Here is a 24,537-nt window from a genome sequence, read left to right as displayed (position 1 = left end):
GCGTATGAATGAAATTTACGTCCTAATCGCGCTATCGTTTTTGATCTTTGCTTCGCCCTTTTTGGCTAGCCTTGCACGAATTCCGCTCTCGCCCATGGAGATCATGCTTGGCATCATAGCCGCAAATTTAGGGCTTTTGCCGCCAAGCGCGACCTTCGATCTAGCCGCGCAGATCGGCTTTTGCTACCTTATGTTTTTGGCGGGCTGCGAGGTGGATTTCCGCGCGCTGCTTGCGATGCCGCGCAAAATTTTGCGGCTGATCCTAATCTTTTTGGCGCTGCTTTATATCCTAAGCGCGCTTGCGGTTTGGATGTTTGAACTGCCGCAGATGCTTATCATCGCAGCACCTCTGATGAGCGTCGGACTGCTTTCGGCGCTATATAAAGAATACGGCAAGGATCAAGCGTGGCTCAATCTCGCGATGCCCGCGGGCGTGATCGGCGAGCTCATCAGCATCGCCGCCCTTACGGTGGGCGGCATCTACCTTAAAAACGGCTTCGGCGTGGAGATGGCGCTTCACATCGGCGCGCTTTTGGGCTTTTCGGTCGCCGCGCTAGCGGTTTTTAAAGGGCTTGAAATTCTATTTTGGTGGTTCCCCGCGCTAAAAACGGTCATCATGCCCAAATACGACAAAAACGAAAAGGACGTGCGATTTGCGATGGCGCTGTTTTGCCTCATCTGCGCGGGGGTGATGCTTTTGGGGCTTGAGGTCGTCATCGGCGCCTTCATCGCAGGCACCTTTCTGCCGACCTTTTTCTCGCACAAGGACGACCTCATCGAAAAGCTTTCGTCGTTCGGCTTCGGCTTTTTGGTGCCGATATTTTTCATACACACTGGAGCGGTGATCAAGCTAGAAGCGCTCCTTATGCCCGGAGTGATGAGCTTTGCCGCAAGCCTAGCGGCGCTGATGTTTGGCATCAGGCTAGTTGCGAGCACTACGTTTTTAAACACCTTAGGGCGCAAAGGCGCGGCGCTTTTCGCGCTATCGCTTTCTATGCCTCTGACGCTAGTGATCGCCACGGCGACGCTTTTTTACTCTACCGCCGCGATCTCGCAAGAGACATACTTCGCGATGATCATCGCCTCGCTCATAGAGGCGCTTGCATCGATGATTTTGATAAATTTGATTTACAAGAAATTTTAGGGCGGGAATTTTAAAATTTTGAAATTATAGAATTTTAAAATTCTGCGAAATTCTAGAATTTTATAAAATTTGGTTTTATGCAGGATTAAGATGGAGTTAAATTTAAAGCTCTATTTTGCGGCTCAATCGGTTAGGTCTTGGAGCTCCATAGTGTAGTTTGGGATTTGTTCCCGAGTAGAATAACCATACGCTTTTAATATTACATTCAACAGCTTAATTATATCGCTTGCCGACAAAAGAGATGTTTGCTTTGGATTTAGATTAAGCAGTTTCCAAATTCTATGGAATTCTTCGGGTCTCAATGCTTCGTCGATATCATAATAGTGACTTCAATAACTTCATTATTATAATATAAAATCCAAATTCCTTTAGAATCAGTGCCATGGTCATAATCTGGATCAGGAAAACTATAAATTTTCCATAGCCAACAACCCGCATCTCGATCAATAGTCCAACCAAGCTCATTAATAAAAGTCTCATAGTATGGATTATATTTGTAATAAATTCCGCTCAATCCGTACTTTTCATCATCCTCTTTGGTGATGATCGCATTTTCAAATGCCGCTCTCTCCTCCTCAAGAAATTTTAATAATTTTAGATTTTACGATCGGTTAGGTCTTGGAGCTCCATAGTGTAGTTCGGCTCCTCTTCGAACAAATCACGATCTCTATATACCTCTAAAATTTCTTTTAGTAAATGCAAAATATCTTGCTTATTAAGACTTTGCGTATGATTTGGTTTTAAATCTAGGAGTTTCCAGATTCTATGAAATTTTTCTGGTTTTGAAGTTCTGTTTATAATAATTTCATAATCCATAATTACCTCTAGTAATTCATTATTATAATATAGAATCCAAATAGTCTCTGTACTAAGAGCATGATCAAACTCATTACTAGGAAAGTTATAAAGACACCACATCCAACAATTTCTACTTTTGTCAATAGTCCATTTTCGTTTGTTAATAAATTCTTTATACGGCGGATTATATTTATAAAATATTTCACTCAATCCATACTTTTTATCATCCTCTTTAGTGATGATTGCATTTTCAAATGCCATCTACGCTCCTTGGAATTTAAAATTTAGCGTGCAAGCGGAAATTTCAAGTGCAAATTTTATGCAAAATTTCGCGACGCAGCCGAAAACGGCAAGCATAGAAATTCTAAATTCGCCGCGCTTAAAGATAGACCGGCGAGATTGCCGCGACTGCTAACCCTCGCTCGCCGCGGATATACTTGCTCCCTCTAGCCGTAGCAAAGCAAATGCGGCTCGTTAGCAAAGCTAGCGATAAAATTAATCGCAACCCATCCGCAAGAAGCATAACTGTACGATCTGCGGGCGAGCTAACAAAACCAAAGCGAGCCGATTAAATTTAAACTTTAGCTTGCGGCGCTTAAAAGCCGATTTAAGCCTAGACGCGGTGCGAGCAGCGTACCGCGACACGGCTTCTAGGCTTTGCTACATTAATACCGGAATTTTGGTCTTTTGTAGGAAGTATTTCGACGCGCCGCCTAAGAATATCTCCTTGATGCCGCTATCTGAGTGTAAGCCTGCAACGATTAGATCGAAATCGCCCGCGTCTGCATACTCTAGTAGCACCTGTCCCGGGATCTTACCCTCGGCGTTTAACGCCTCAAAAACATCAATTTTAACGTCATGCAAGGCTAGATAATCGCTTATGCGGCGCTTAGTTTCGGCAAGATCATCCTGAAGGTAGTGATTTGCGGTAATAACGGTAATAGATTTGGCGCGCTGTAAAAGCTCTAGCCAATTATCGAGCGCCCTTGCAGACGCCGCAGTGCCAGTAAGCGAAACTAAAATCTTATCCGCCCTAAACTCCTGCAGCTTGCGCGGTATGACGATGCAAGGCTTGCCGCTTTTGGTAACCGCAGCCTCAAACGTACCCGTGATAGAGCCCGTAGGCGGCACGGAGACCAGCACCAAATCGCAATATTTGGAGTATTTCTCGACCAGCTCGGAGCGGATGCCCACCATATGTCTCAAAGCGGCGCTATTTGGGACATGATCGTCGTCGTTTTGATCTAAGCCCAGCTTAGCGCATTCGGCGTCGAAGATCGCTCTGATCTCCTCGCGCTCAGCCCTCATCTCATCGCCCGCGGATTTTAAAAATTCCTCCATCAGCACGCCGCCTTTTAGCGTCATGCGGACGTTGTAGATCATCTTAGGATCGAGCTGGCACGCCATTATGTTGATGTGCGTGCCGAAAAATTTATTCACTAGCAACGCTCCGTGTATGCGCTCTGCCAGCTCCTCGCCGCCGCCGATAGGGAAAAAAATCTTTTTAAGCTGCATCTCATACTCCTATTAAAATTTTAAGCTAATTCCAGTGAAATTTTAGTGCCTTTCTGATCAGTCACGCGCACTCGCACCACGTCGCCCGCCTTGTAAGGCGTCGTGATAAATTTAGCGCGCAGCAATCCGTCCACGCCGTCTCGTAGTGAGATGAAAGTGCCGAAATCCAGTACGCTTTGCACCACACCGTCAAACTCCTCGCCGATCTGAAATTTTACCTCTTTGCGTTCACCGCGCGGCTTGCGAAAATCGCGAGAATTTGAAACTATCGATAAAATTTTCTCTTTTGCGCCCGATACGCCGCTAGCTTTGGCGCCTTGGATCTTGACCTCACCCTTTTCGCGATCCAGATCGATATTTACGCCGAAGCTTTCGGTGATCTCTTTGATGACCTTGCCGCCCTGACCGATGATGTCGGGGATTTTGCTCGCCTCGACGCTAAAAATTTCAAGCTTCGGAAGCACATCCTCGTTTATAACGATCGCCGCATCCGCCTGCTCCATAAGGCCCAAAATATGCGCGCGAGCCTGCTTTGCCTGCGCTAGAGCTTCTTTTAAAACCTCTAAGCTAATGCCGCCGAGCTTGATATCCATCTGAAGCGCGGTGATACCCTCATAAGTGCCCGCGACCTTGAAATCCATATCGCCGTCGTGATCCTCAAGCCCCATTATGTCGGTTAGCACGGCGTGTTTTTCGCCCTCAAAAATCAAGCCCATCGCGACGCCCGCAACTAGCTTTAGCGTAGGTACGCCCGCTGCTCGGAGAGAAAGTGCGCCGCCGCAGACCGAAGCCATCGAGCTTGAGCCGTTGCTCTCTAAAATTTCGCTCACTACGCGGATGGACTGCGGTGAGTTTAGATCTATACTCGGATATAGCGCTCTTTTGGCTAAATTTCCATGTCCCAACTCGCGTCTGCCTGGGCTTTTGAGCGAGCTTGCTTCGCCGACGCAAAAGCCCGGGAAGTTGTAGTTAAACATAAATCTATCGCTGATCGGCTCGAGCTGCGTTAGGCTGTCACTTAGCTGCGCGTCGCTATCGCCGCCTAGTGTAGTGACGACTAAAGCCTGCGTCTGCCCGCGCGTAAATAGGCAGCTTCCATGCGCGCACGGTAGGATATTTGTCTCGATACTGATCGGGCGCACCTCATCAAGCGCGCGTCCGTCGGCTCTGCGGTGATCCTCGATGATCTGCGTGCGGATGATGCCGCGCTTATACTTGCCGATGACGCTAGAGATCACCTCTTTGCTCCACTCGTTTTGCGCCGCGACCTCGGTAGTTAAAATTTGATCTACGATTTTGTTTAGTTCGGTAGCGCGCTCGCTCTTTGCCATCTGATTGATCGCCGCTTTGACGGCGTCTTTGTAGTTTGCGTCGATGAAGCTTGCGATCTCCTCATCCTCGATCTCAGGCTTGTACTCTAGGCTCGCATCCGGCTTTTTAAGCGGTAGAAAAGCCTCTTCGTAGGCGCCCGAGCCCGCGCTTATCGCTTTTGCGGCAAAATCGATCGCATCTACCATCATATCTTCGCTAAATTCATTCATCTGTTGCGCACCGCCTCTAATCTGCGGCAGGGAGCGCATCTCGATCATCAAAAGCTCATCGCCGACGCCCGCTACGTAAAGATCGAGCGCGCTAGCTTTAAGCGCGGAGTTGCTCGGATTTAAGATGAAGCTTCCGTTTTGATAGCCTATGCGCACGCCGCAAACGGGCGCTTTAATCGGGATGTCGCTAAGATATAGCGCCGCAGACGCCGCATTAAGAGCGACGACTTGCAGATCAACCTCTGGATCTGCAGATAGCACGTAAACTACGATCTGCGTCGGATATGCATAGCCTTTTGGAAAGAGCGGGCGCAGCGAGCGGTCTATGATGCGGCTCGTTAGCGTCTCAAAATCGCCCGGCTTGGTCTCGCGCTTGATGTAGCCTCCGGGGATTCTGCCTGCTGCGTACATCTTTTCGACATATTGCACGGTAAGGGGTAAAAAGTCCTCCTGCACCTGCGTCTCTTCGCGCGCTACGGTAGCTAGCACGACGGTATTTTTCACACGCAAAAGCGCCGCACCCGCGGCTTGCTTTGCGACCTTATTGATATCGAAAATTTCGGTATTGCCATTTACTTCAATTTTGCACTGCATTAATTTTCTCCTTATTTTTGTTGGTCTCGTGAAACGGCAGATAAAGCGGGCATTTGTTTAAAATTTGCATTATCTCCTCCGCGCTTGAGAGCGTTTTTTCTTTATAATAAAAATCCACGTTCACGAAATCTCTGATCTTGTGAACGGCGTAAATTCCATCTACTAGCATGGCGATCTCGTCCGCATTATCGCTGCCGATAACGGGCGTGGCGTAAAAGATCGCTTTGGCGTTTAAGCTTACGAGCGTCTTTATGCAAGTAAGTGCGGTCAGCCCGCTCTCACACCCCTCATCTACCAAGATGACGTTTTTTTTCTCTAAATTTCCCAAAAGCTCGCCCTTGCGAAATTTATACATGTTTTTTAAAATTTTCTCCTCATAAAGTCTGTTCGCCTGTCCGTAAACATAATCCAGGCTGATGCCGAAGCTTCGCACGAGCTCATCTACCATCACGATCTCTTGGGTCTCGCTTACGCACGCGATCGCGCATTCAGGATTATTAGGCGCCAAAACGGGCTCTGTGAATAAAAACTCATAAGCAAGCCCCAGCTTTAGAGCAAGATGGTTTGCGATAGGAAGCGACTCCAGGGATTGAGCGATTATTAGAAAATTTTCGTTTTTGATCACGGTAGCGGGTAAAATTTCTGCGAGTTTCATCGCGGCGTCGATTTGGTTTTCAAACATCAGCTCGGCTCTAGGCGTCATTATTTTTCGCTTCCGTATTCACTATCTACTGAAAAATCATACCCTACTCCGCCAAACGGATAGAAATTTACGAGAAAGTAAATTCCGCGCTCCTTGCTTGCTTTGCTATAGCCCGTTGTACTGGTATTTTTAGGCTCGATATCCTCTTGATACACAAAAGAGTAATTCCAACACTTGCGCGTATGAGAAAACCCCACGCGCCACATTTTAGAATAAGATCGCTCCAAGTCGTAATCCCAACGCCCAAAAATTTTATTATTCCTAGGTAAATTTACCGAAGCGTTTACGATGCCGTAGTTATCTTTCGTATAGCGTTTAGGCTCCATGCTTAGCTTTTCGTATTCGTAAGCGTGACTAAGTCCAAAGCTAAAGTCTTCGTTGGAGTAGTTGGCGTAGGTATAGACCTTATCGAAGCTTTTATATTTATGCGAGTAGGTAAAGCGGTTTCCGATATTTAATCCATTTGCAAAATACGCATCGATGCGGTGTTCTAAATCGTCGAACTCATGATCGTCGAAGTCATATCGCTGCTTGACGCTATGGCGTAAAAATTTACGTCCGTCTTCATTATAGAAAAACTGCGTCATACTTAAAGCTGCATTTTCGTGGGTGTATTCGTCACTAAGCTCACTTAAGAAGTTATCCTCCCAATAAAGCGAGTCTTGCAAGTTACCTAGCCGCGAGCGATCTACTGCGCCGCGAGCAAGGTCGTATTTATACTGATGATACTTTAAAATTCTATCCTCGATGTCGCCTTGCTGCCAGCTTGGAATTCTAAAATCCGCTCTCCAGCTCATCGTATGATACAAGCTATCGTAAGCCCTGGCTACGTCGGTGTAGAGCGAAAGCTCGGTGTATTGATTAGCGTAGAAAGTGCTTTTATCCTCGCCAAGATCTCCGTTTGCGTAGTAGAATTTATCGTGCCAATCGATATTGGTCATATACACTCGCTCGGTAAAGGCGAAATTTAAATAATCCGCCAGTAGCGGTGTGCTTATACTGATCGGCACGTCAAACTCGTATTGGCGAGCAGTCGCGCCCTCCCATCTGGTGTAATTACGCGCTTTTGCATCAAGCGAATAGATCAAATTTGGCAGTCCCAAATCATTGCTAAATTTATGATATTGAAGCGTCGGAAGCTCTTGGACGGTATCTTCGTTGCGGAAAGTATTATCGGCGTTTAGCTTGCTTGTATCGATGTAGTAGCGTCCGTAAGCGCCAAAATAGTGCTCGTCTGAGGTCAAATAATAATTCAGCCGTGAAGTTACGAGCGAATTATCCGCATCGTTGCCAAGACCTCCCTTTTCCTTCAGATCGTAGTATTCAAGGTCGTTTAGCTGAGTAAAATCGATCCATAAATTTTCGCGTAGATCGCCGTCTAGCAGATAGGTCGCAAGCTTGCTGCGATCGTATTGCACTTCAAATCCGTGGTGGCGCTCGTTTTTGTATTCGAGCCGCTTTTGCGCCCGTGAGAAGTTATCAAAAACTCCACCTTTAATCTCTCCGTAAGAGTACGGGGATTCCGTGAAGCGAAAGGTGCCGTATACGCCAAAGCCCCTGCGCGTGCGCACCTGCGGATCGAGCTGAAAATCCCAGCTGTCGTAAGGCGCAAAATAGATCGGCTGCTTGTAATAAATTCCTTCCTTGCTAATGTAGCCAGCCTCTGGAGGCAGCAAGCCCGTGCGGCGCGTGCGATCAGTCGGGAAGCCGAAATACGGCAGATAGAGCACCGGCACGTCACCCACATAAAATCTCGGATTAAAAAGATGGAGGAATTTGCTCTCTTTATTGAGCATGCCGCTACTAAATTTGATGCGCCAATCGGGATCGGTGACATTGCAGCTAGATACGCTGGAGCCCTCCACGCGGTAATACTCGCTGTCGCTGCAGCTGGCGTCGTTTTGCATCCAAAGCTCGGAGTCCTTGTCCATCATAAAATTTACGTCGGCTTGCTGCTTATCGTTTTTCAGATCGATTTTGACATGCTGCGCACGCGTAGTTTCACTGCTGCCGCGCATTGCATTGACATTGCCGAAAAGCTCGATGATGCCGTTTTGCTCGTCGTATGTAGCGCGATCGGCGGTGATAAAGTAGTCCTGCGAATACACCGTTACGTTGCCGCTCGCTTCCGTCAAAAAGCCGTTTTTCTCGACATTATCTGCTATAAGCTCGACGTCTTGGACCTTTGCGCTCGCACTACTTGCTAAAAGAGCGCTAAAACTAAGCGCTAGAATTTTAAATTTTTTACTCTTTTTCAATCTCTACCACCAATGTTTTCGCCGCCATATCATGCAGGCTCTGACGCGAGTTCGTAAAAAGCGCCACCAAAAATCCCATATAAAAGATCATCTCGCTTATCAACCTAACCGCCGCGCGGATCGCTGCAGTAGCGATATCCATAGAGCTGCCGTCAGCGCGGACGCAATAAATTTTAACCGCAAGCTTGCCTAGCGTCGCGCCGTATAGATAGACGAAAATCGCCTGATATAAAAATTTTATTATCACGTAATGCAAAATGAATTTCGACGCGATCTTTTGTACCTCAAGATTGCTTCCGCTCTGCGCCGCCGCAACAAGCTCTGGCTCGTCGATAGCAAATAGCACGACCACAAAAAGCGTTACGCTCACCGCTTCGTCGATACTAAACGCGATTACGCGCCTGCTAAGCGGAGCGACGATCAAATTTTATCTCTTAAGGCTTGGTGCGCGATATCGCACCTATACTGCGCGCCGCTAAATTTTATATTTTTGCACAGCGCGTAAGCCGCGTCGCGCGCCTGCTTTAGGCTCTGTGCGACGCCCACGCTTACCAAAACGCGCCCGCCGCTAGCGTAAATTTGCCCGTCCCGCTCGCTCACGCCTGCATAGCAGATATGCGCGCCGGCGGGAATTTCGCCGGCCTTGATCAATGCAGGCTGCGAAGAGCCGTAAGGGTAGCGCTCGCTAGCCATCACGACGCCCACCGCAAATCGCTCTTTTAAACTTATGCTGCTTAGCTTACCTACGGCGGCGTTGTATAAAATTTCGCTCAAATTTCCGCCAATTAGCGGCATCAAAACCTCGCACTCCGGATCTCCGAAGCGCACGTTGTACTCCAACACGTAAGGCTCGCCGCCCACGATCATAAGCCCCACGAATAGCACGCCGCAAAAGGGCGCGCCCTGCTGCTGCATCCCTTTTAGCGTGGGTGCGACGATCTCGCTCTGCACTCTTTTTATCAGCGCGGCATCCGCTAGCGGGCTTGGCGCATAAGCTCCCATGCCGCCGGTGTTCGGGCCCAGATCGCCGTCAAGAAGCTTTTTGTGATCCTGCGCTACGGGCAAGCTTACGAAATTTTCCCCGTCGCAGATCGCAAAAAAGCTCAGCTCGAAGCCCTCTAAAAACTCCTCCACGACAACGCGCTTGCCTGCTTCGCCGAAGCTTTCGCCGCTTAGCATATCCGCGGCGGCTTTTTTAGCTTCATCTTTGGAATTTGCGATTATGACGCCTTTGCCCGCACACAAGCCGTCCGCTTTGACCACGACGCGGCCGTCTAGGGTATCGATAAATTTTGAAATTTCGGATAGATCGTCGCTGCTTAGAAATTTTGCGGTTTTGATATGATTTCGCGCCAGAAAGTCCTTCATATAGGCTTTAGAGCCCTCAAGCTTCGCCGCAGCGGCGCTGGGACCGAATATCGCGAGGCCTTGCGCTTTGAAAATATCCACGATACCTTTTGTAAGCGGCTCTTCGGCGCCCACGATAGTAAGAGCTATGTCGTTGTTTTTCGCAAAGAGCGCAAGTTCATCAAAATCTTTTAAATCTAAATTTTTACCGAGCGCCTTTGTAGCGCCGTTTCCCGGAGCAAAATACAGATTTAAAACGTTTTTATCCTCGCGAAGTCTTAGCCCGATCGCGTATTCTCTACCGCCGCCGCCGATTATTAGGATATTCAATGAAGCCTCCGTAACGTAAAAAACCCAAGTGAGCGTTGCGTAAAAAGAATCGGCTCAAACAAAGCCAATCTTGCAACTAGGAAAAATCTCTAGGTCGCAACCCGTAACTTTAAAAAAAGCTCGAGCCGAGCCGCGTCACACGGACCTCTCACGTCGTCGCTTATACAAATATGTTGAACCCTCATATAAAACGCTCTCGCTTCACCCAGGCTTGGGCAAAATTATAGTCAAAATTTGCTTAAACTATGGCAAAAGCGCCAGATCGACGCAGGATTTTATTGACATTCTTTCGCAGATTATCGGCTCGCAAAACTCGTTCAAAACGCTCGCCGTCGTTCTACCGATACAGACCGCCCTGTAGCCCCCGTCCCAGCCGAAATTTTCGGTAAAGCCGCGCACGTTTTTAGGCGAGGTAAAAATCAGCGTACTGCCTTGCGGCGGCTTTGCGGCGGCGGGGAGGCTGAGGATAGAATTTTCGTAGGCGATCACGCTTTGCAGCCGCACGCCGGCGCTAGATAGAATTTGCTCCAGCTTCGATACTGTCTCGCGCGCACGCAGATACAGCGCGTCTCTGCCCTGCAAGAGCGGCGCGATCTCGGCGGCAAACTCATTTCCGTGCCCGTGCCGCGCCACAAAAATATCGCGAAATCCAAACTCGCGCGCAGCCGCAGCGCACGGCTCGCCGATAGCGTAAATGGGGATATCTAAATCAATCGAAATTTCATTAAATTTTATCGCCGCCACCGCATTTTTGGAGGTAAAAATTAGCGCGCCAATCTGCGCAGGCAGGCTAAATTTGAGAAATTTTATCTCGCAGACCGCAAGCTGCCTCACCTGCGGATGCTCAAATCTCGTATTAGACACCAGATATATCAAAACGCCCTCCATGTTTAAATTTGCTTCGATTAAATTCCGCTCCCGAAAAAATCCGATCCGCCGTAATTAATCTTTGAGTTCAAATTCAATTCTGCTCTGCGCCGCCCTCGGCACCGGTTAAAACCCGCGCGTAAAGCCCCTCCGCTTTTCAGTCGCGTTTAGGCAGCTTAGCTGCGGTACGCTTTTTAAAATTTTATCTCGCAAGCGAAGCGTCAAATTTAAATTCATCGCTTTGTTCGAGCCCTGCTTTTAAAATTTTATTTCGCAGACTGCGACTGAAATTTCAAAATCTCGTTACAAAGTCCGTTCCGCACACAGCCAACACGCCACCACTTGTTAATCCCGCCCAGCCCGTGTATGTGTCCGTACAGATCGTCGAGCTCGCCAAATTTTAAAATTTAAAACCGCGGCTACGAAATTTCAAAACTACGAGCGCTAAATTTTAAAATTTCGCCGCCTTAGCCCTTTAAATTTAGCCTTTCAGCCACTCGTTTAAAATTTCAATCTGTGCCGCCACGCTCACATTTGCCGTGCCGCCTTGCGACTTGCGCGCCTCCTTAGAAGCGTTTAGATCAAGAAATTTAACCGCGCCTGCGTCCAAGCTTTCATCCACGCTAGCAAGCTGCTGCGCGTTTAGCTCGCTAAGATCCAAACCCAAATTTTCCGCATACGCCACGGCCTTGCCCGTGATGAAGTGCGCCTGGCGAAACGGTACGTTTTTCTCCCGCACGAGATAATCGGCCAGATCTGTCGCCGTGAGGTGCCCGTGCTTCGTCATCGCTAGCATATTTTGCTCGTTAAATTTAGCCGTTTTTAGCATCTGTTTTAAAATTTCAAGGCTCGCAAGCGCGGTGGCGACGCTGTCAAAAACGCCCTCCTTATCCTCCTGCATGTCTTTGTTGTAGGCTAGCGGCAAGCCCTTCATCACCGTTAGCAGCGCGACGAGATTGCCGTTTACGCGCCCCGTTTTGCCCCGTATTAGCTCGGCGACGTCGGGGTTTTTCTTCTGCGGCATGATCGAGCTGCCCGTGCTATACGCGTCGCTGATCGTGACGAATCCGAACTCCTGCGAGCTCCACAAAATGAGCTCCTCGCACAGGCGCGACGCATGCGTCATCAGCAAGCTTACGTTAAACAAGATCTCCAGCGCAAAATCGCGATCGCTGACGCTGTCCATCGCATTTGGCGTCACTCCCGCAAAGCCGAGCTGCTGCGCGGCCAGCTCGCGGTTTATCGGATGCGGCGTGCCCGCAAGCGCGGCGGAGCCTAGCGGACAGAGATTATTTCGCTCGCGCGAGCTGGCAAAGCGCTCGTAGTCGCGGCGAAACATAAACGCGTAAGCTAGCAAATGATAGGCAAGGCTCACGGGCTGGGCGTGCTGAAGGTGCGTATAGCCGGGCATCAGCGTGTCCGCGTGCTCGCTAGCTATATCTCGCAGAGCCTCTACTAGCTCGCGGATTTTTTCGGCGATCGCGGCACCGCTTTTAAGCACGTATAGGCGAAAATCAAGCGCGACCTGATCGTTTCTGCTGCGCGCGGTGTGCAGCCTTCCGCCAAGATCGCTTCCGATGAGCTCGCTTAGGCGCTTTTCGACCGCCATGTGGATGTCCTCGTCGGCGGTTTTAAACTCAAATTTACCGCTTTTTATCTCTTCAAATACGGCATCAAGCCCCGCGGCGATCTTTTCGCTCTCGCCCTGCTTTAAAATCCCGCAGGCGCCGAGCATCCGAGCGTGCGCCTTGCTGCCTGCGATATCCTCCTGCCAAAGCGCCCTATCAAAGCCGATCGAGGCGTTAAACTCCTCCAAAAGCGCCGAACTCGCCTCGCTAAAGCGCCCCTCCCACATTTTTTTCACGCTCGCTCCTTCGTTTAAATTTTGGGTGATTTTATAAAATTTTAAATCTCGCCGCACAAGATTTGCGGGCGAGAAAAAAGGCTAAAGCGCGGTAAATTCCTAAAAAACTCGCGTGCCACGTTTTTGCACTAGACTTTGGAATTTATTGCGCCTCAAGCTTAGCGCTTCAAAAGCGCTTGCCAGCTTATTCGATCCACTTTACTACGTCATCCATGCTGCGGCGGATCTTTTGCGGCTGCGGATTTACGCGGTAGCCGAAAGGCACGAGCAGCGCCACGCGGCGCTCATTCCATTTTAGATTCAAAATCTCTCCGAGTGCTGCGCGATCAAAGCCCTCCATAGGGCAGCTGTCGATGCCGCGGCTTGCAGCCTCGTTCATCATCGCAAGTGCTGCGAACATGCACTGCGCGTGCGACCAATTAAATAGCTCCTCATCGTCGTTGTGAAAATAACCGCTTAAAAAATCTTGATAAAATTTATGCCTGTCGCCGATATATTTGGGCGCTTCGTCTTTTCTGCGTGTAATCATTCGCTCGATATAATCACTTCCTAGCTTTATGTCCTTGATCTTTGCTAAAATCACGACCAGATGTGAGCAAGAGGTGATCTGCGGCTGATTCCACGATTTTTCGCGGATCTGCTCGCGCAGCGCCTTGTTTTGCACAACCAAAAAGTCCCATTGCTCTAGCCCCGTAGAACTAGGTGCTAAGATGCCTGCCTGCAAAATAGCGTCAAAATCGGCTTTACCGATCTTTTTATTCTCGTCAAAAATTTTGCACGCGTGGCGAAATTTCATAATCTCTAAATGTGTCATAGTCTCTCCTTAATTAGAATTTTTGTAGATTAAATACCCGCCATCTTTGCGTCTGATGCTGAGGTTGCCCTCATGCGAGCGCACGCCGATGCGGTAGTAGCCATCCTCTTTGGTGACGTTGATGTCGCTAAAGCCGCCGATATTTACAGCAAAGCTCGCGCCGCTAAGCGGGATCTCTTGGCGCCAAAACTCCGCTTCAAGCGCGCCCGAAGCATTTGCGTCGGAGCTTTTGAAATCGTCTGCGGTGATGAGCTGCACGCTGTCTTTGCGGATGACAAATTTTAGTCCGTCATCAAATTTAAGCGTCTCTAACGGCAGCTCCAGGCGCGGCGCGAAGCTAGGTGTGATACCACTTTGCGAGACCTGCTTTTGTAAATTTGGATCAGTCGAAGTAACCGAGACGTCCAGTGCCCTATGTAGCGCGGGTTTGGCGCTAGCACTTAGCACGAAGTCATCGTGCCAATCAATCGAGCGATTGATATCAACGATCTTTTCGTGCAGGACCCCGTCGTCGTCCCTATATCGCACGATCAGGCTTTCGATCGTAAGAGCGTCTGAAGGAAGCGCAAAGGTTTGCTGCGTAAAATTTTTAGGCGCGGGCGTATTTTGTAGCGTGGCGGCGGAGCTTTGCGCCGGATTGGAATTTTGCGAAGCAGATTGCGCGTTTTGTTGCATAGTGGAGTTTTGCACCGTAGAATTTTGCGCTGTAGAATTCTGTGCCGCCTTAAAATTTTGCACCATTGTAGAATTTAACTCGCTTACTTCTGGCACGATCGGTAACTCATCAGGAGGCGGAAGCGTCGCAGCTGAATGCTGCGCAGAAGAGTTTCGTTCCGTTTTTATAACCTGTGAAGGAGCACCGATGCCCGCTTTGGGCGCAGGAGCTTTTTTTTCGGTCTGCGAGAGCTGTACGCTCACGGCTTTTTTGGCGACGCTTACTTTGACGCTAGAATTTGCTTCTGCGGCGCTTTTTTGCATTGCTGCGGTAGGGCTTTTAGATGTTTCAGGTTTCATTACAGCTTGCTTTTTAGCGTTTGGGCTTTGTGCACCTGTTTTTGGCTCTTTAATCGCCGAATCGGTAGAATTTTGCTCTTTTACCGCGACGATGCTAGGTTTCGTAGCGTTTGAATTTGCGCTATTTAAATTCTCTGCGTTTAAAAAAGCACAGAGACCCAAAATTAGCAAAAAAATTTTTCTCATTTTTTAAGGTCCGGATCGAGCGAGCGACGCTCTAAATAAAGCTTTTGCAGCTCAGCGTTTTCCTCTTTTAGCCGCTCGACGTCGGTGAATAAAAACGCCTTTTCTTTTTGCAGCTGGCGCAGCACTTCAAACGATCGCTTGCCAAATAGCACGTCACCCACAAAGATGCCTGCAAAAACAACGCAGACGATCAGTGCAAGAGCTGCAAAAATCTGTTTAAGCGGCGAAAACGGATTGATAAAATTCAGCCGTTCTTTTAAATTTTTACGCTTCTTTAAAGCTTTTTTAGCGGCAGGATCTGCGTTTTGCGGTGTAAAAGAAAATCCTTGCGTGGCAGGATTTATATCTTGTGCCGCAAAGCCCGTGCCTTGAGAGCTGTAGTCTGCACTTTGAGCCGCAAAATCCGCGTCGTTTGGGAAGTGGTTTTCTTTCGCGTATAATTCTGCATTCTTTAAATCGCCGCCTCCAATAAATTCTGAGCCGTAAAAACCCGCGTCTGCTTGCGCGCTGCCTTCGTAGTTTCCGCTTGCAGCGGAGCTTTTAGCACTTAAATTAGAGCCGCCGCCTCCGGCATCAGAGGCAGAGCCTGTTTCGTCTATACTGCGCGAAGCGCCGCTACGATTTTGGCGGAAGCCAGCCCCTACCGCGCTAAAGCCTCCGCCAAAATTTTCATCGCTATAAAATTCATCATCGTCAAAAAAATCGTCCTCGTCAAAGTCTGCGTCTGAATATCCGCCTTGCGTGTCCGTATAATCCGCTCCGTCCGCATAGGTGCGCTGCGCGCCGCCTTTTAAGCCCCGTTTGGACTTCTTTTTAAAAAACATTTTAAATTTGATTTCCCAAAAACTCGTCCGTCTCGCGCTCGATCTCAAGCAGGCGGTTGTATTTAGCGTTGCGTTCGCTTCTTGAGGTCGCGCCCGTCTTGATTTGACCCGTATTCATCGCGACGGCGAAGTCTGCGATAAAGCTATCCTCGCTCTCGCCGCTTCTGTGGCTCATCACGCAGCGGTAGCCTTTGCGCTGAGCTAGGCGGATCGTCTGCATAGTTTGGCTAACCGTGCCGATTTGATTTGGCTTTATTAAAATCGCGTTGCCTACGCCTTTGGCGATGCCTTCGCGTAAAATTTTCTCATTCGTTACAAATAGATCGTCACCCACGAGCTGCACTTTAGAGCCAAGCTTGCTCGTTAGCTTCGCCCAGCCAGCCCAGTCGTCCTCGCTTAGGCCGTCTTCGATCGAAAATATCGGATACTTCTCGCAAAGACGTGCGTATCGCTCTATCAGCTCTTCGCTTGAAAATTCCTTACCTTCTAGCTTATATTTACCGTTTTCGTACAGCTCGCTAGCTGCGACGTCAAGGGCTAATTTGATCTGCTCGCCTGCTTTGTAGCCTGCTTTTTCGATCGCTTGCATGATTAGCTTGATCGGCTCTTCGTTGTCGTTTAAGTTCGGCGCAAATCCGCCCTCGTCGCCCACCGCCGTGCTGTGGCCGGCCGCGTTTAAAAGGCCTTTTAGCGTGTGGTAAATCTCAGTCGCCGCTCGCAGCGCGTCGCTAAATTTATCAAATCCAAACGGCATAATCATAAATTCTTGAAAATCCACGCTGTTGTTCGCGTGCGCGCCGCCGTTGATGATATTAAACATCGGCACGGGTAGCACGCTAGCATTTGCGCCGCCAAGATAGCGGTACAAAGGCATGTCAAGGCTTTTAGCCGCCGCGCGCGCTACCGCCATAGATACGCCAAGTACCGCATTTGCGCCCAAGCTTGAGTAGTTATCGGTGCCGTCAAGCTCTCTCATCTCATCATCAAGTGCTTTTTGATCAAACGCATCAAGTCCGATCACGGCTTCGGCGATCTGCGAATTTACGTTTTCTACCGCCTTTAGCACGCCCTTGCCGCAGTATCTATCGCCCCCATCGCGAAGCTCTAGCGCCTCGCGTTTGCCCGTGCTTGCGCCGCTTGGCACTATCGCGCTTGCTATGGTGCCGTCGCTTAAAGCCACGGTCGCTTTCACGGTCGGATTGCCGCGGCTGTCAAGTACCTCTATCGCATAAACATCTTCGATATAAATCATCATTCATCTCCACTTTGTAAATTTTCTTCATCGTCCGCGTCTGCGCTGAAATTTACGCTGCCCATCTGCTCGCGGATCTTTGCAGTGATCTCTTCGGCGACAGCAGGGTTATTCTCTAGATAAATTTTAGCATTTTCGCGCCCTTGACCCAGCTTGGTGTCGCCATAGCTGAACCATGCGCCGCTTTTATCGACGATATCGAGCTTGACGCCGTAATCGATCAACTCACCCACCTTACTGATGCCCTTGCCGAACATTATGTCAAATTCCGCGATCTTAAACGGCGGCGCCACCTTGTTTTTCACGACCTTGACCTTGGCGCGGTTGCCGATGCTCTCTTCGTTTTGTTTTAAAGTAGCGATCTTGCGTATATCGATGCGCACCGAAGCGTAAAATTTAAGCGCATTGCCGCCGGTTGTCGTCTCTGGCGTGCCGTAGCCCATCGCGCCGATCTTCATACGGATTTGATTGATAAAGATCACCGTCGTGTTCATCTTGTGCACGACGCCGGCGAGTTTGCGCAGCGCTTGGCTCATAAGTCGCGCTTGAAGCCCCACGTGCTGATCGCCCATATCGCCCTCGATCTCGTTTTTCGGCGTGAGCGCAGCGACGCTATCAACGACGATAAGATCGATCGCGCCGCTTTTTGCTAGGGTTTCTACGATATCAAGCGCCTGCTCGCCGAAGTCGGGTTGAGAGACGTAGAGATTGTCGGTATCGACGCCTAAATTTGAAGCGTATTTTACGTCTAGCGCGTGTTCGGCGTCTACAAATGCGCAAATTCCGCCCGCCTTTTGGCACTCGGCGATGATGTGAAGCGTGAGCGTCGTCTTTCCCGAGCTCTCCGGCCCGTAAATCTCGATGATACGCCCTTTCGGCACGCCGCCGATGCCAAGCGCGATGTCAAGCCCTACAGAGCCCGTAGAGATGGCATCTATCGGCTCGACCTGCTTGTCGCCCAGCCGCACGAGCGTGCCCTTGCCGAAAGCTTTGTCGATCGATTTTAGTGCCGCATCCAGCGTCTTTTTCTTTCCCTCGTCCATGTTTTTCCTTAAAAATAAATTCATTTGATTTTACCAAATTTGAAATGAATTTTTGATTATTCGCGCAAATTCGGCGCGGCATCGGAATTTGAAATTTTTAAGGAGCGTAAAAGCTCTGCGCGGCAAGCGGAGAGCATTAAATTTAGCCTTTTAAACGGGCTTAATTTTTCACGTTTTTCTTTAGAAATTCCGCATTTTTATGAGGGCTGTAGCAAAATTTCACTATAATTTTGCAATATTCAAAATCAAGCTGCGCGCCGCGCGCAAAATTTAAAGCGGAGCAAAAAGGATAAAATTTGAAGATTTTTAAGCATATAAACGTCGCTCACTCGCCCGACGCCGACGATATTTTTATGTATAAGGCGATTGATTTTGGTTGGGTAAGCTCAAAAAATCTAAAGCTTAGCGCCACCGCGCTTGATATCCAGACGCTAAACGACGAGGCGCTAAAGGGCACATATGAGGCCACGGCGATTAGCTTCGCGCTATATCCGCTGATCTACGACGAATACGCGCTTTTGCGCACGGCGGTAAGCTTCGGCGAAGGCTACGGGCCAAAGCTAGTTAAGAAAAAGGGCGCGGTTTTAAAGCGAAATTTCAAAGTCGCGCTCAGCGGCAAACACACGACAAATGCCCTGCTTTTTCGCATGGCATACCCGCAGGCGCGCATAGTTTATAAAAACTTTCTGCAGATTGAGGGCGCGGTCTTAAGCGGCGAGGTGGACGCGGGCGTGCTGATACACGAGAGCATTTTGGACTTTTCGGACGAGCTTTGGGTGGAGCGCGAGATCTGGGATATCTGGAGCGAGCTAGCGGGCGAAAATCTGCCGTTGCCGCTAGGCGGTATGGCGGTTCGCCGCAGCTTGCCGATAACGGACGCCACCGAGTGCGAGCGCGTGCTAACCGAAGGCGTGCGTATCGCCACCGCGCACAAGCCCTTTTTGTCGCACATGCTGATGGAGCGAAATCTCATCCGCGTGGACGATGCAAAGCTCGAAAAATATCTGAGCCTTTATGCTAACGAGGCCTCGATCGAGCTTTCGGGGGTACAGATAAGGGCGCTGGATAGGCTGTTTGAGCTTGGTTACGAGCGCGGTTTTTACCCTGCGCCGCTTAGCGCGCAGGAGAATTTTATCCCGCGCGAATATAACGAGATCCGCTTTGCGGACTGCGGCGGGCAAAACCCAATGTAGGGCCGGGCGAGGTTAAAATTTAGCTGAAATTTGAGCCTTGTTTCGGCTGATTTTGCTCGAAACACTGCCCCTTCGTTTCGGCTAAATTTCTAGGCGTTAAGGGGTTCGCGCCTCGGCTAAAATTTACTTCGACGTAAAAGCAGACGCGCGGTAGAATTTTATATCGTTTTTGACGTGCGGTAATCCGCTTTTGAAATTTAGCCGTAGAGGGCGACGTGGATTTAAATTTGCGCGCAAATTTAACGCCGAGCCTTCCGCGGATCGTCGCCAAGTTCGTCAATCGACCGCGCTGTAGCGCTATTTGTCGCCGCGTAATGTGCCGCCTTAATTTACGGCTGCGCGGCGATGAAATTTTATACGCGGAGGTACATTGCGCGGCTGTATTTTGTACCGCAGAGTGCGAGTTGCGCGTGCGACGTAGCGCACCGCTGAAAACGTATCGAAAGCGAGCTAAATTTAATCGCAGCAGCGTTAAATTTTAAGATAGCGTTCGCGTTTTGCACCGTGCGGCGCGGCGGTATCGCTAAATTTTAAAACGATACGCGGCGAGCGGCAAGCTCGAAATTTAGAAATGAAATTTAAAAGGTAAAATTTTGAAAACAAAGCAGATAGATTTTAGCAAATACACCTCCGTGCGCATCGGCGGGAGTTTCGCGGTGCAAATTTTAAAAGACGAGGCCGATTTTGCGGAGTTTGAGAGTATCCGCGAGCGCGCGATCATCGGCGGCGGCAATAATCTGCTCATCTCGCCCGCGCCGCCGCACCTTGCGATGCTAAGCGAGGAGTTCGATCGCATAAGCTTAAGCGGCGATGTCCTTAGCATCGGGGCTGTGACGAAGTCGGGTAAAATTTACAACTTCGCCAAAAAGCAAAACATCGGCGGCTTTGAGTTTTTGCGCAACATCCCAGGGCAGCTCGGCGGGCTAATCAAAATGAACGCAGGGCTCGCCGGCGCGAGCATTAGCGATAGCCTGCTTGCCGTGCGCCTAGCTCGCGGCTGGGTGGAGTGCGAGCGGATAAGCTTCGCCTACCGAAGAAGCGGGATTGAGGAGCCGATTTTGGGCGCCGAGTTTAAAATTTCGCGCGGCTTTGATGCCGAACTCGCCGCGGATTTCGCTGCCAAGCGCGCCAACCAGCCAAAGGGAGCAAGCTTTGGAAGCTGCTTTAAAAATCCGCCGAATGACGCTGCAGGCAGGCTGATCGAAGCGGCGGGGCTTAAAGGTCACGTGATCGGCGGCGCGAAATTTAGCGAGCAACATGCCAATTTCATCATAAATTTCGGTGGCGCGAGCTTTGAGGATGTGATGAGCCTGATAGAGCTCGCTCACAAGCGGGTTTTGCAGTGCTTCGGCGTCGCGCTCGAGCTAGAGGTTAAAATTTTATAGTTCAAGCGCGGACTTTGCAGGCTAAGGCGGCGAGCAGCGTTACGAGCAAGCCTCTGCGCACGGCGACGGCGAGGAGATAAAAAGCTGTGTTTATAACGAATGCGGCGTGCTTGCGGGCGGCTTTTGCCTAAGAGCGTTTATTGTGGCGGTCTATATATTTTAACCCCTATCTTTTGGTATTGCTCGGGCGCAAGTCCGACCTTATTAAATTTTATCGCTCTTTTGCTTTTGCAAGCAAACCGCCTACTTGATCGTTCGCATCTGCTAACGGCGTAAATTCACACTATTTAGCTAAATTTTTGATATAATCTCCCGCTTTAAAAGCTAAAATTCAAAGGAAACATATGAAATTTATTTCTCACAAAATTTTAAAAAGCGCGGTTTTGCTGGCGGCATTGGGATCTTTTGCGACTTGCGGCGCCGAGATGCAACAGCCTAACGGCTACGCCATAAGCGGCGCAGCGCTATCGGTGATAGAGGAGGACAATAGGGCGAAAGAAAATTATCTGGTCATTGACGTCAGAAGTGCGGACGAGTACGCTGCGGGCCACATAAAACACGCGATCAACATCCCGCTTGGAGAGCTTGAAAGCAGACTGGATGAGATAAACGCCTATAAAGATAAAAACGTCGTGCTTTATTGCAATACGGGCAATCGCAGCGGCAAGGCGCTTGATCTGCTTAAACAAAAAGGCTTCAGTGTGCTTATGAACGCGCCTGGCGTGAAGCAGTACGACTACGAGCTGTATAAGGTCGGCAGCATAAACGCGGAGGGGTTTTTGAAAATAGCAAATGATCCAAACGTGCTGATCATCGACGCTAGGCAGAAGCAAGACTACGACGCAGGACATATGAAAGGCGCGATAAATATCCCATACGGCGAGCCTTTAGAAAACTACAAGGACGTGCTTGAGGCCAACAAAGACAAAAAGATAATCACGCACTGCTACAGCGGCAACCGCAGCGCCAAGCTAGCCAAAGCCCTAAACGAGCGAGGCTATAACGTCACAAATCTACTCGACGGCACTAAAGAGTATAATTACGAGCTGGTGAAATAGATCAAGATTGGCTCTTGAGGTAAAATTTTACGACCATTTTTTGTATTCGCCGCGTCTTTGTGATATGCAGCTTCGTGGCACCTGATAAGACAGATACCGCTAAATTTGAAATTATTTGCTCCGCCTGCTCATTTAGCACCGATTTTGCATAAGATTTGCCTTTGATGTAGGACGTAAATTTTAAATTCTCCATACTGAGGCGATAATAGCGCTTGGAGGTTTAACTCCTTTTAGAGGATTTTTGAAATTTAAATCATAAAGTTGTAGCGACGGAGCAGGTATTTGGAGCTGAAAAATAGAAATTTACAAGCTAGCGCGGGTTTTGTGAAACGCAAAATTGAAACAGACTCTATAAAAGTTGCGTAGATTTTAAATGCAGCCGAATCGCTTAAAAATTTTACTTCCGAAAATGGAATTTCGCGCTAGTGGTGCGCGCGTTTTAAATAGCCTCACCAATTTCGATAAATTTGTGCTTTAGGAGAGGTAAGCAAAATCAAGACAGAATTCTAAAAGCAAATTAAGCCCGCAACGTATTTTTCTCGCTCTATCATTACAATGAACCGAATTTTGCGCGGAAGTCAAGCGCACGTTAAATTCTGCACGAAATTTTATTCAACCAAGAATTCCTTCTTATCGATCGTGCCATGATAAAAAATCCCGAGCGTATCATCAAAAGTCTTATCCAAAAATCCATCTTTTTTTAGTCCTGCCAAAGATGTATTGATTAGCTCTAGCAGCGCATTATTACCCTTCTGTACGGCGATTGCATTGTAAGTTTGTTTGCCTAGACCATCCAAAGCAACCTGCGTTTTATTATCGATGATCGCGTATGCGTGCAGGATTAGATTATCATCGACATGCACGGCATTTTTCGCCCTCTTAAAAGCGCGGTAACATTTAGCCGAACTGGCGCAAAAGTTTAAATTCTTTCTAAAGCCCGCTTTGCGTAAGAAATTGTGAATAGGAGAGTGTTTGATGACAAAAATCCTCTTTTTGCGCAGCTGATCGAAGCTCGTGACATTTTCGTCTTTTTTGGCTAGCACACCTACCTGCACCTTAAAATAAGGCTCCGAAAAATCTACTTTTTTCGCTCGCGTGGGCGTAGGAGTAAAGGTCGCAATCACCATATCCGCTTCATTGCGCTGTAAAGCGCTAATGCGTCTTGAAGCCGTGATCGGGATAAATTTTACCTTGCCAGGATTATCGCCGAAAATCTCCTTACCGAGCTTTTCGCCAAGAGTAATCTCAAATCCCCTGTATTTGCCGTCTACGAGCGCACTAAACGGCGGCTGATCGTTATATACACCGATGCGAACGAGCCTATCTTTTTTGATCTGATCCAAAGAATTTGCAGATAGAAAACCAAGTAGCAGAGCCGCCAAAACAAATACTTTCATTTGCTCCCCTTTTAGTTGAAATAAGGCGCAATTATAATAAAAAGAAATTATAGCCAGCTAAAATTCTGCGATTTATGGCGCATTTTCATCTAAATTTATAAAAAGATGAAATTCGCGGAGAAATTCTACGTCCAATTTACAAACGAAATCTCATAAAAAACTTACACGAGCGAAATAAAAAGCTTTTTAATTAAATTTTTATAGACAAAATTTACGGATGAATTTCGCGTTAGAAAACCTTAGCAAAATTTGTGATATTTTTAAAAGCAAACGGCGAAATTCTACGCAGATTTAGCGTCTAATTGCGGATTTAGCTAAGGGGCGGAATTTAGCTCCGCTGTTGCGCAGAAGCTTAAGCTCTTAAATTTCGTAAGACTAAGCTAAGATGCAAACGTAGCAGTAATAGCCCTAGATCGGCATCACGCGGATGTTTGGGCTAAGGTTTTCTTGCAAGACGTTTTCTATCGCATACAGCGTACCGCTCGCACCGCTGGCGCAGCCGCTACAAGCGCCTAAGTAGCGGATGTAGATATCGGTTTTGCCGTCGTCTGCGGGCCTGATGTCGATGACGTCGAGATTACCGCCGTCCATCTGAAGCATCGGGCGAATATCTTCGTCAAGCACCCCTTCGACAGCTTTAAATTTACCGATCAAATTTAGCTGCTCAAAGCTCATCTCAGCTCCCGCTTTCGCGCCAGTAGCGGCGCTCGCCTCGGCTTGAGCTTGAAGCCTCTCTCGCTCCATCTCCTCTCTGGTTTGCTTTAAAATATCGACCAGATAGTAATCCTTCTCCTCGTGTCCGCCCGGGCGCACGCAGGATTTACAAAACGCACCTGCTTTGGTGTATTGCGTGATCTCTTCGACCGTGTGAAGGTCGTTTAGGCGGATAACTTCTTTGATCGTGCCGAGGCTTACGCGCGCACAGTCGCACACGATGATCTCATCCTCAAAATGCGCGGGATCGATGCCCTTATAATTCGCAGCGGCCTGCTTGATGACGTCGTATGCCATTACCGAGCAGTGCATCTTTTGCGGCGGCACGGCGGGCTCATCGGGGTTATCGCGCATCGCGTGCTCCACGTCTAAATTTGTAATCTTCACCGCTTGATCGACGGTCTTTCCGATGCAAAGCTCAGCCATCGTGTCCGAACTCGCAATCGCCGTGCCGCAGCCGAAGCTTTTAAATTTAGCGTCTAAAATTCTATCGGTCTTAGGATCTATCAGCCAGTACAGCCGCACCGCATCGCCGCAGCTCTCGGCGCCGAAGTCTGCGACCACTAGCTTACCACCTCTAGCCTTCGCTTCCTCCTCGGTGATCTCGCCCATATAGCGAGGATTATTCATGCGGTCCTGCACTTTTTGCGAGTATTGCTCCCAGATCGAGCCGTTTATCAAACTATTTTTTGCCAT

22 protein-coding genes are annotated in these 24,537 nt (G+C 48.8%); 5 read left to right on the top strand and 17 right to left on the bottom strand.

Translation table 11 applies throughout. The annotated features are described in order from the left end of the window. The first annotated feature begins 4 nt into the window (after positions 1 to 4). A complete protein-coding gene (locus Q0274_RS03455) occupies positions 5 to 1,144 on the top strand; it encodes a cation:proton antiporter (protein WP_298027692.1) in 1,140 nt (379 codons plus the stop codon). A 594-nt stretch (positions 1,145 to 1,738) separates the two neighbouring features. Here the strand turns inward: Q0274_RS03455 and Q0274_RS03450 are convergent. The 14 genes from Q0274_RS03450 to recA all read right to left on the bottom strand — a co-directional run bounded on the left by Q0274_RS03450 (position 1,739) and on the right by recA (position 18,094). Further along, a complete protein-coding gene (locus tag Q0274_RS03450) occupies positions 1,739 to 2,203 on the bottom strand; it encodes a hypothetical protein (protein ID WP_298027690.1) in 465 nt (154 codons plus the stop codon). A gap of 399 nt (positions 2,204 to 2,602) precedes the next feature. Beyond that, positions 2,603 to 3,457 (bottom strand): universal stress protein, encoded by an 855-nt coding sequence (locus Q0274_RS03445; RefSeq protein WP_298027689.1) that lies wholly within the window; start codon positions 3,455 to 3,457, stop codon positions 2,603 to 2,605. A gap of 20 nt (positions 3,458 to 3,477) precedes the next feature. Then, on the bottom strand, positions 3,478 to 5,592 hold the full coding sequence (locus tag Q0274_RS03440; RefSeq protein ID WP_298027687.1) for a polyribonucleotide nucleotidyltransferase: 2,115 nt from the start codon (positions 5,590 to 5,592) through the stop codon (positions 3,478 to 3,480). Next, positions 5,576 to 6,295: a phosphoribosyltransferase family protein gene (locus Q0274_RS03435; RefSeq protein ID WP_005871536.1), complete on the bottom strand. Its 720-nt coding sequence runs from the start codon at positions 6,293 to 6,295 to the stop codon at positions 5,576 to 5,578. Before Q0274_RS03435 ends, Q0274_RS03440 begins: the two co-directional genes overlap by 17 nt. Continuing rightward, positions 6,295 to 8,553: an LPS-assembly protein LptD gene (locus Q0274_RS03430; RefSeq protein WP_298027686.1), complete on the bottom strand. Its 2,259-nt coding sequence runs from the start codon at positions 8,551 to 8,553 to the stop codon at positions 6,295 to 6,297. The genes Q0274_RS03435 and Q0274_RS03430 overlap by 1 nt, the downstream gene beginning before the upstream one ends. Then, positions 8,540 to 8,977: an RDD family protein gene (locus Q0274_RS03425; protein ID WP_298027684.1), complete on the bottom strand. Its 438-nt coding sequence runs from the start codon at positions 8,975 to 8,977 to the stop codon at positions 8,540 to 8,542. Before Q0274_RS03425 ends, Q0274_RS03430 begins: the two co-directional genes overlap by 14 nt. Then, the gene (gene purD, locus Q0274_RS03420; RefSeq protein ID WP_298027683.1) at positions 8,974 to 10,230 is read right to left on the bottom strand and encodes a phosphoribosylamine--glycine ligase; all 1,257 of its coding nucleotides are present in this window, start codon (positions 10,228 to 10,230) and stop codon (positions 8,974 to 8,976) included. Before purD ends, Q0274_RS03425 begins: the two co-directional genes overlap by 4 nt. Before the next feature lie 243 nt (positions 10,231 to 10,473). Further along, positions 10,474 to 11,106 (bottom strand): uroporphyrinogen-III synthase, encoded by a 633-nt coding sequence (locus Q0274_RS03415; protein WP_298027681.1) that lies wholly within the window; start codon positions 11,104 to 11,106, stop codon positions 10,474 to 10,476. A gap of 472 nt (positions 11,107 to 11,578) precedes the next feature. Beyond that, the gene (gene argH / locus Q0274_RS03410; protein ID WP_298027726.1) at positions 11,579 to 12,952 is read right to left on the bottom strand and encodes an argininosuccinate lyase; all 1,374 of its coding nucleotides are present in this window, start codon (positions 12,950 to 12,952) and stop codon (positions 11,579 to 11,581) included. Positions 12,953 to 13,145: 193 nt separating this feature from the next. Beyond that, positions 13,146 to 13,775 carry an NAD(P)H-dependent oxidoreductase gene (locus Q0274_RS03405; RefSeq protein ID WP_298027679.1) on the bottom strand — a complete coding sequence of 210 codons (630 nt, stop codon included), beginning with the start codon at positions 13,773 to 13,775 and terminating at the stop codon, positions 13,146 to 13,148. A gap of 9 nt (positions 13,776 to 13,784) precedes the next feature. Beyond that, positions 13,785 to 14,975, bottom strand: coding sequence for a hypothetical protein (locus tag Q0274_RS03400; RefSeq protein ID WP_298027677.1), 1,191 nt, complete (start codon positions 14,973 to 14,975; stop codon positions 13,785 to 13,787). Further along, complete coding sequence (locus Q0274_RS03395) at positions 14,972 to 15,799, bottom strand: hypothetical protein (protein ID WP_298027675.1); 828 nt, start codon at positions 15,797 to 15,799, stop codon at positions 14,972 to 14,974. The genes Q0274_RS03400 and Q0274_RS03395 overlap by 4 nt, the downstream gene beginning before the upstream one ends. Before the next feature lies 1 nt (position 15,800). After that, positions 15,801 to 17,051 carry a phosphopyruvate hydratase gene (gene eno, locus Q0274_RS03390; RefSeq protein WP_298027724.1) on the bottom strand — a complete coding sequence of 417 codons (1,251 nt, stop codon included), beginning with the start codon at positions 17,049 to 17,051 and terminating at the stop codon, positions 15,801 to 15,803. Then, positions 17,051 to 18,094, bottom strand: a complete 1,044-nt coding sequence (gene recA / locus Q0274_RS03385) for a recombinase RecA (protein WP_177387156.1) — start codon at positions 18,092 to 18,094, stop codon at positions 17,051 to 17,053. The genes eno and recA overlap by 1 nt, the downstream gene beginning before the upstream one ends. A gap of 296 nt (positions 18,095 to 18,390) precedes the next feature. Between recA and Q0274_RS03380 the strand changes: the two genes are divergently transcribed. Next, positions 18,391 to 19,287 (top strand): MqnA/MqnD/SBP family protein, encoded by an 897-nt coding sequence (locus Q0274_RS03380; RefSeq protein WP_298027674.1) that lies wholly within the window; start codon positions 18,391 to 18,393, stop codon positions 19,285 to 19,287. A 19-nt stretch (positions 19,288 to 19,306) separates the two neighbouring features. Here the strand turns inward: Q0274_RS03380 and Q0274_RS03375 are convergent, their stop codons facing one another. Further along, complete coding sequence (locus Q0274_RS03375) at positions 19,307 to 19,567, bottom strand: hypothetical protein (protein ID WP_298027673.1); 261 nt, start codon at positions 19,565 to 19,567, stop codon at positions 19,307 to 19,309. 313 nt (positions 19,568 to 19,880) lie between these two features. Between Q0274_RS03375 and Q0274_RS03370 the strand changes: the two genes are divergently transcribed. The 3 genes from Q0274_RS03370 (at position 19,881) to Q0274_RS03360 (ending at position 21,730) form a co-directional block, all read left to right on the top strand. Next, on the top strand, positions 19,881 to 20,672 hold the full coding sequence (locus Q0274_RS03370) for a UDP-N-acetylmuramate dehydrogenase (protein ID WP_298027672.1): 792 nt from the start codon (positions 19,881 to 19,883) through the stop codon (positions 20,670 to 20,672). 123 nt (positions 20,673 to 20,795) lie between these two features. Then, a complete protein-coding gene (locus Q0274_RS03365) occupies positions 20,796 to 20,948 on the top strand; it encodes a hypothetical protein (RefSeq protein WP_156187198.1) in 153 nt (50 codons plus the stop codon). Positions 20,949 to 21,016: 68 nt separating this feature from the next. Then, positions 21,017 to 21,730, top strand: a complete 714-nt coding sequence (locus Q0274_RS03360; RefSeq protein ID WP_298027670.1) for a rhodanese-like domain-containing protein — start codon at positions 21,017 to 21,019, stop codon at positions 21,728 to 21,730. Positions 21,731 to 22,338: 608 nt separating this feature from the next. Here the strand turns inward: Q0274_RS03360 and Q0274_RS03355 are convergent. Next, a complete protein-coding gene (locus Q0274_RS03355; protein WP_298027668.1) occupies positions 22,339 to 23,127 on the bottom strand; it encodes a transporter substrate-binding domain-containing protein in 789 nt (262 codons plus the stop codon). Between the two features lie 408 nt (positions 23,128 to 23,535). Continuing rightward, positions 23,536 to 24,537, bottom strand: a complete 1,002-nt coding sequence (locus tag Q0274_RS03350; RefSeq protein ID WP_298027666.1) for an iron-sulfur cluster assembly scaffold protein — start codon at positions 24,535 to 24,537, stop codon at positions 23,536 to 23,538.

The sequence above is a fragment of the uncultured Campylobacter sp. genome, assembly GCF_937973075.1.
In the GTDB taxonomy this organism is placed as follows: domain Bacteria; phylum Campylobacterota; class Campylobacteria; order Campylobacterales; family Campylobacteraceae; genus Campylobacter_B.
This window is presented reverse-complemented; position numbering and strand designations above follow the sequence as displayed.

What these genes read in the sequence shown, in the direction of transcription:
- Q0274_RS03455 (WP_298027692.1), top strand. Translation starts at nt 5, where the DNA reads ATGAATGAAATTTACGTCCTAATCGCGCTATCGTTTTTGATCTTTGCT.
- Q0274_RS03450 (WP_298027690.1), bottom strand. Translation starts at nt 2,203, where the DNA reads ATGGCATTTGAAAATGCAATCATCACTAAAGAGGATGATAAAAAGTAT.
- Q0274_RS03445 (WP_298027689.1), bottom strand. Translation starts at nt 3,457, where the DNA reads ATGCAGCTTAAAAAGATTTTTTTCCCTATCGGCGGCGGCGAGGAGCTG.
- Q0274_RS03440 (WP_298027687.1), bottom strand. Translation starts at nt 5,592, where the DNA reads ATGCAGTGCAAAATTGAAGTAAATGGCAATACCGAAATTTTCGATATC.
- Q0274_RS03435 (WP_005871536.1), bottom strand. Translation starts at nt 6,295, where the DNA reads ATGACGCCTAGAGCCGAGCTGATGTTTGAAAACCAAATCGACGCCGCG.
- argH (WP_298027726.1), bottom strand. Translation starts at nt 12,952, where the DNA reads ATGTGGGAGGGGCGCTTTAGCGAGGCGAGTTCGGCGCTTTTGGAGGAG.
- Q0274_RS03405 (WP_298027679.1), bottom strand. Translation starts at nt 13,775, where the DNA reads ATGACACATTTAGAGATTATGAAATTTCGCCACGCGTGCAAAATTTTT.
- Q0274_RS03400 (WP_298027677.1), bottom strand. Translation starts at nt 14,975, where the DNA reads ATGAGAAAAATTTTTTTGCTAATTTTGGGTCTCTGTGCTTTTTTAAAC.
- Q0274_RS03395 (WP_298027675.1), bottom strand. Translation starts at nt 15,799, where the DNA reads ATGTTTTTTAAAAAGAAGTCCAAACGGGGCTTAAAAGGCGGCGCGCAG.
- eno (WP_298027724.1), bottom strand. Translation starts at nt 17,051, where the DNA reads ATGATTTATATCGAAGATGTTTATGCGATAGAGGTACTTGACAGCCGC.
- recA (WP_177387156.1), bottom strand. Translation starts at nt 18,094, where the DNA reads ATGGACGAGGGAAAGAAAAAGACGCTGGATGCGGCACTAAAATCGATC.
- Q0274_RS03360 (WP_298027670.1), top strand. Translation starts at nt 21,017, where the DNA reads ATGAAATTTATTTCTCACAAAATTTTAAAAAGCGCGGTTTTGCTGGCG.
- Q0274_RS03355 (WP_298027668.1), bottom strand. Translation starts at nt 23,127, where the DNA reads ATGAAAGTATTTGTTTTGGCGGCTCTGCTACTTGGTTTTCTATCTGCA.
- Q0274_RS03350 (WP_298027666.1), bottom strand. Translation starts at nt 24,537, where the DNA reads ATGGCAAAAAATAGTTTGATAAACGGCTCGATCTGGGAGCAATACTCG.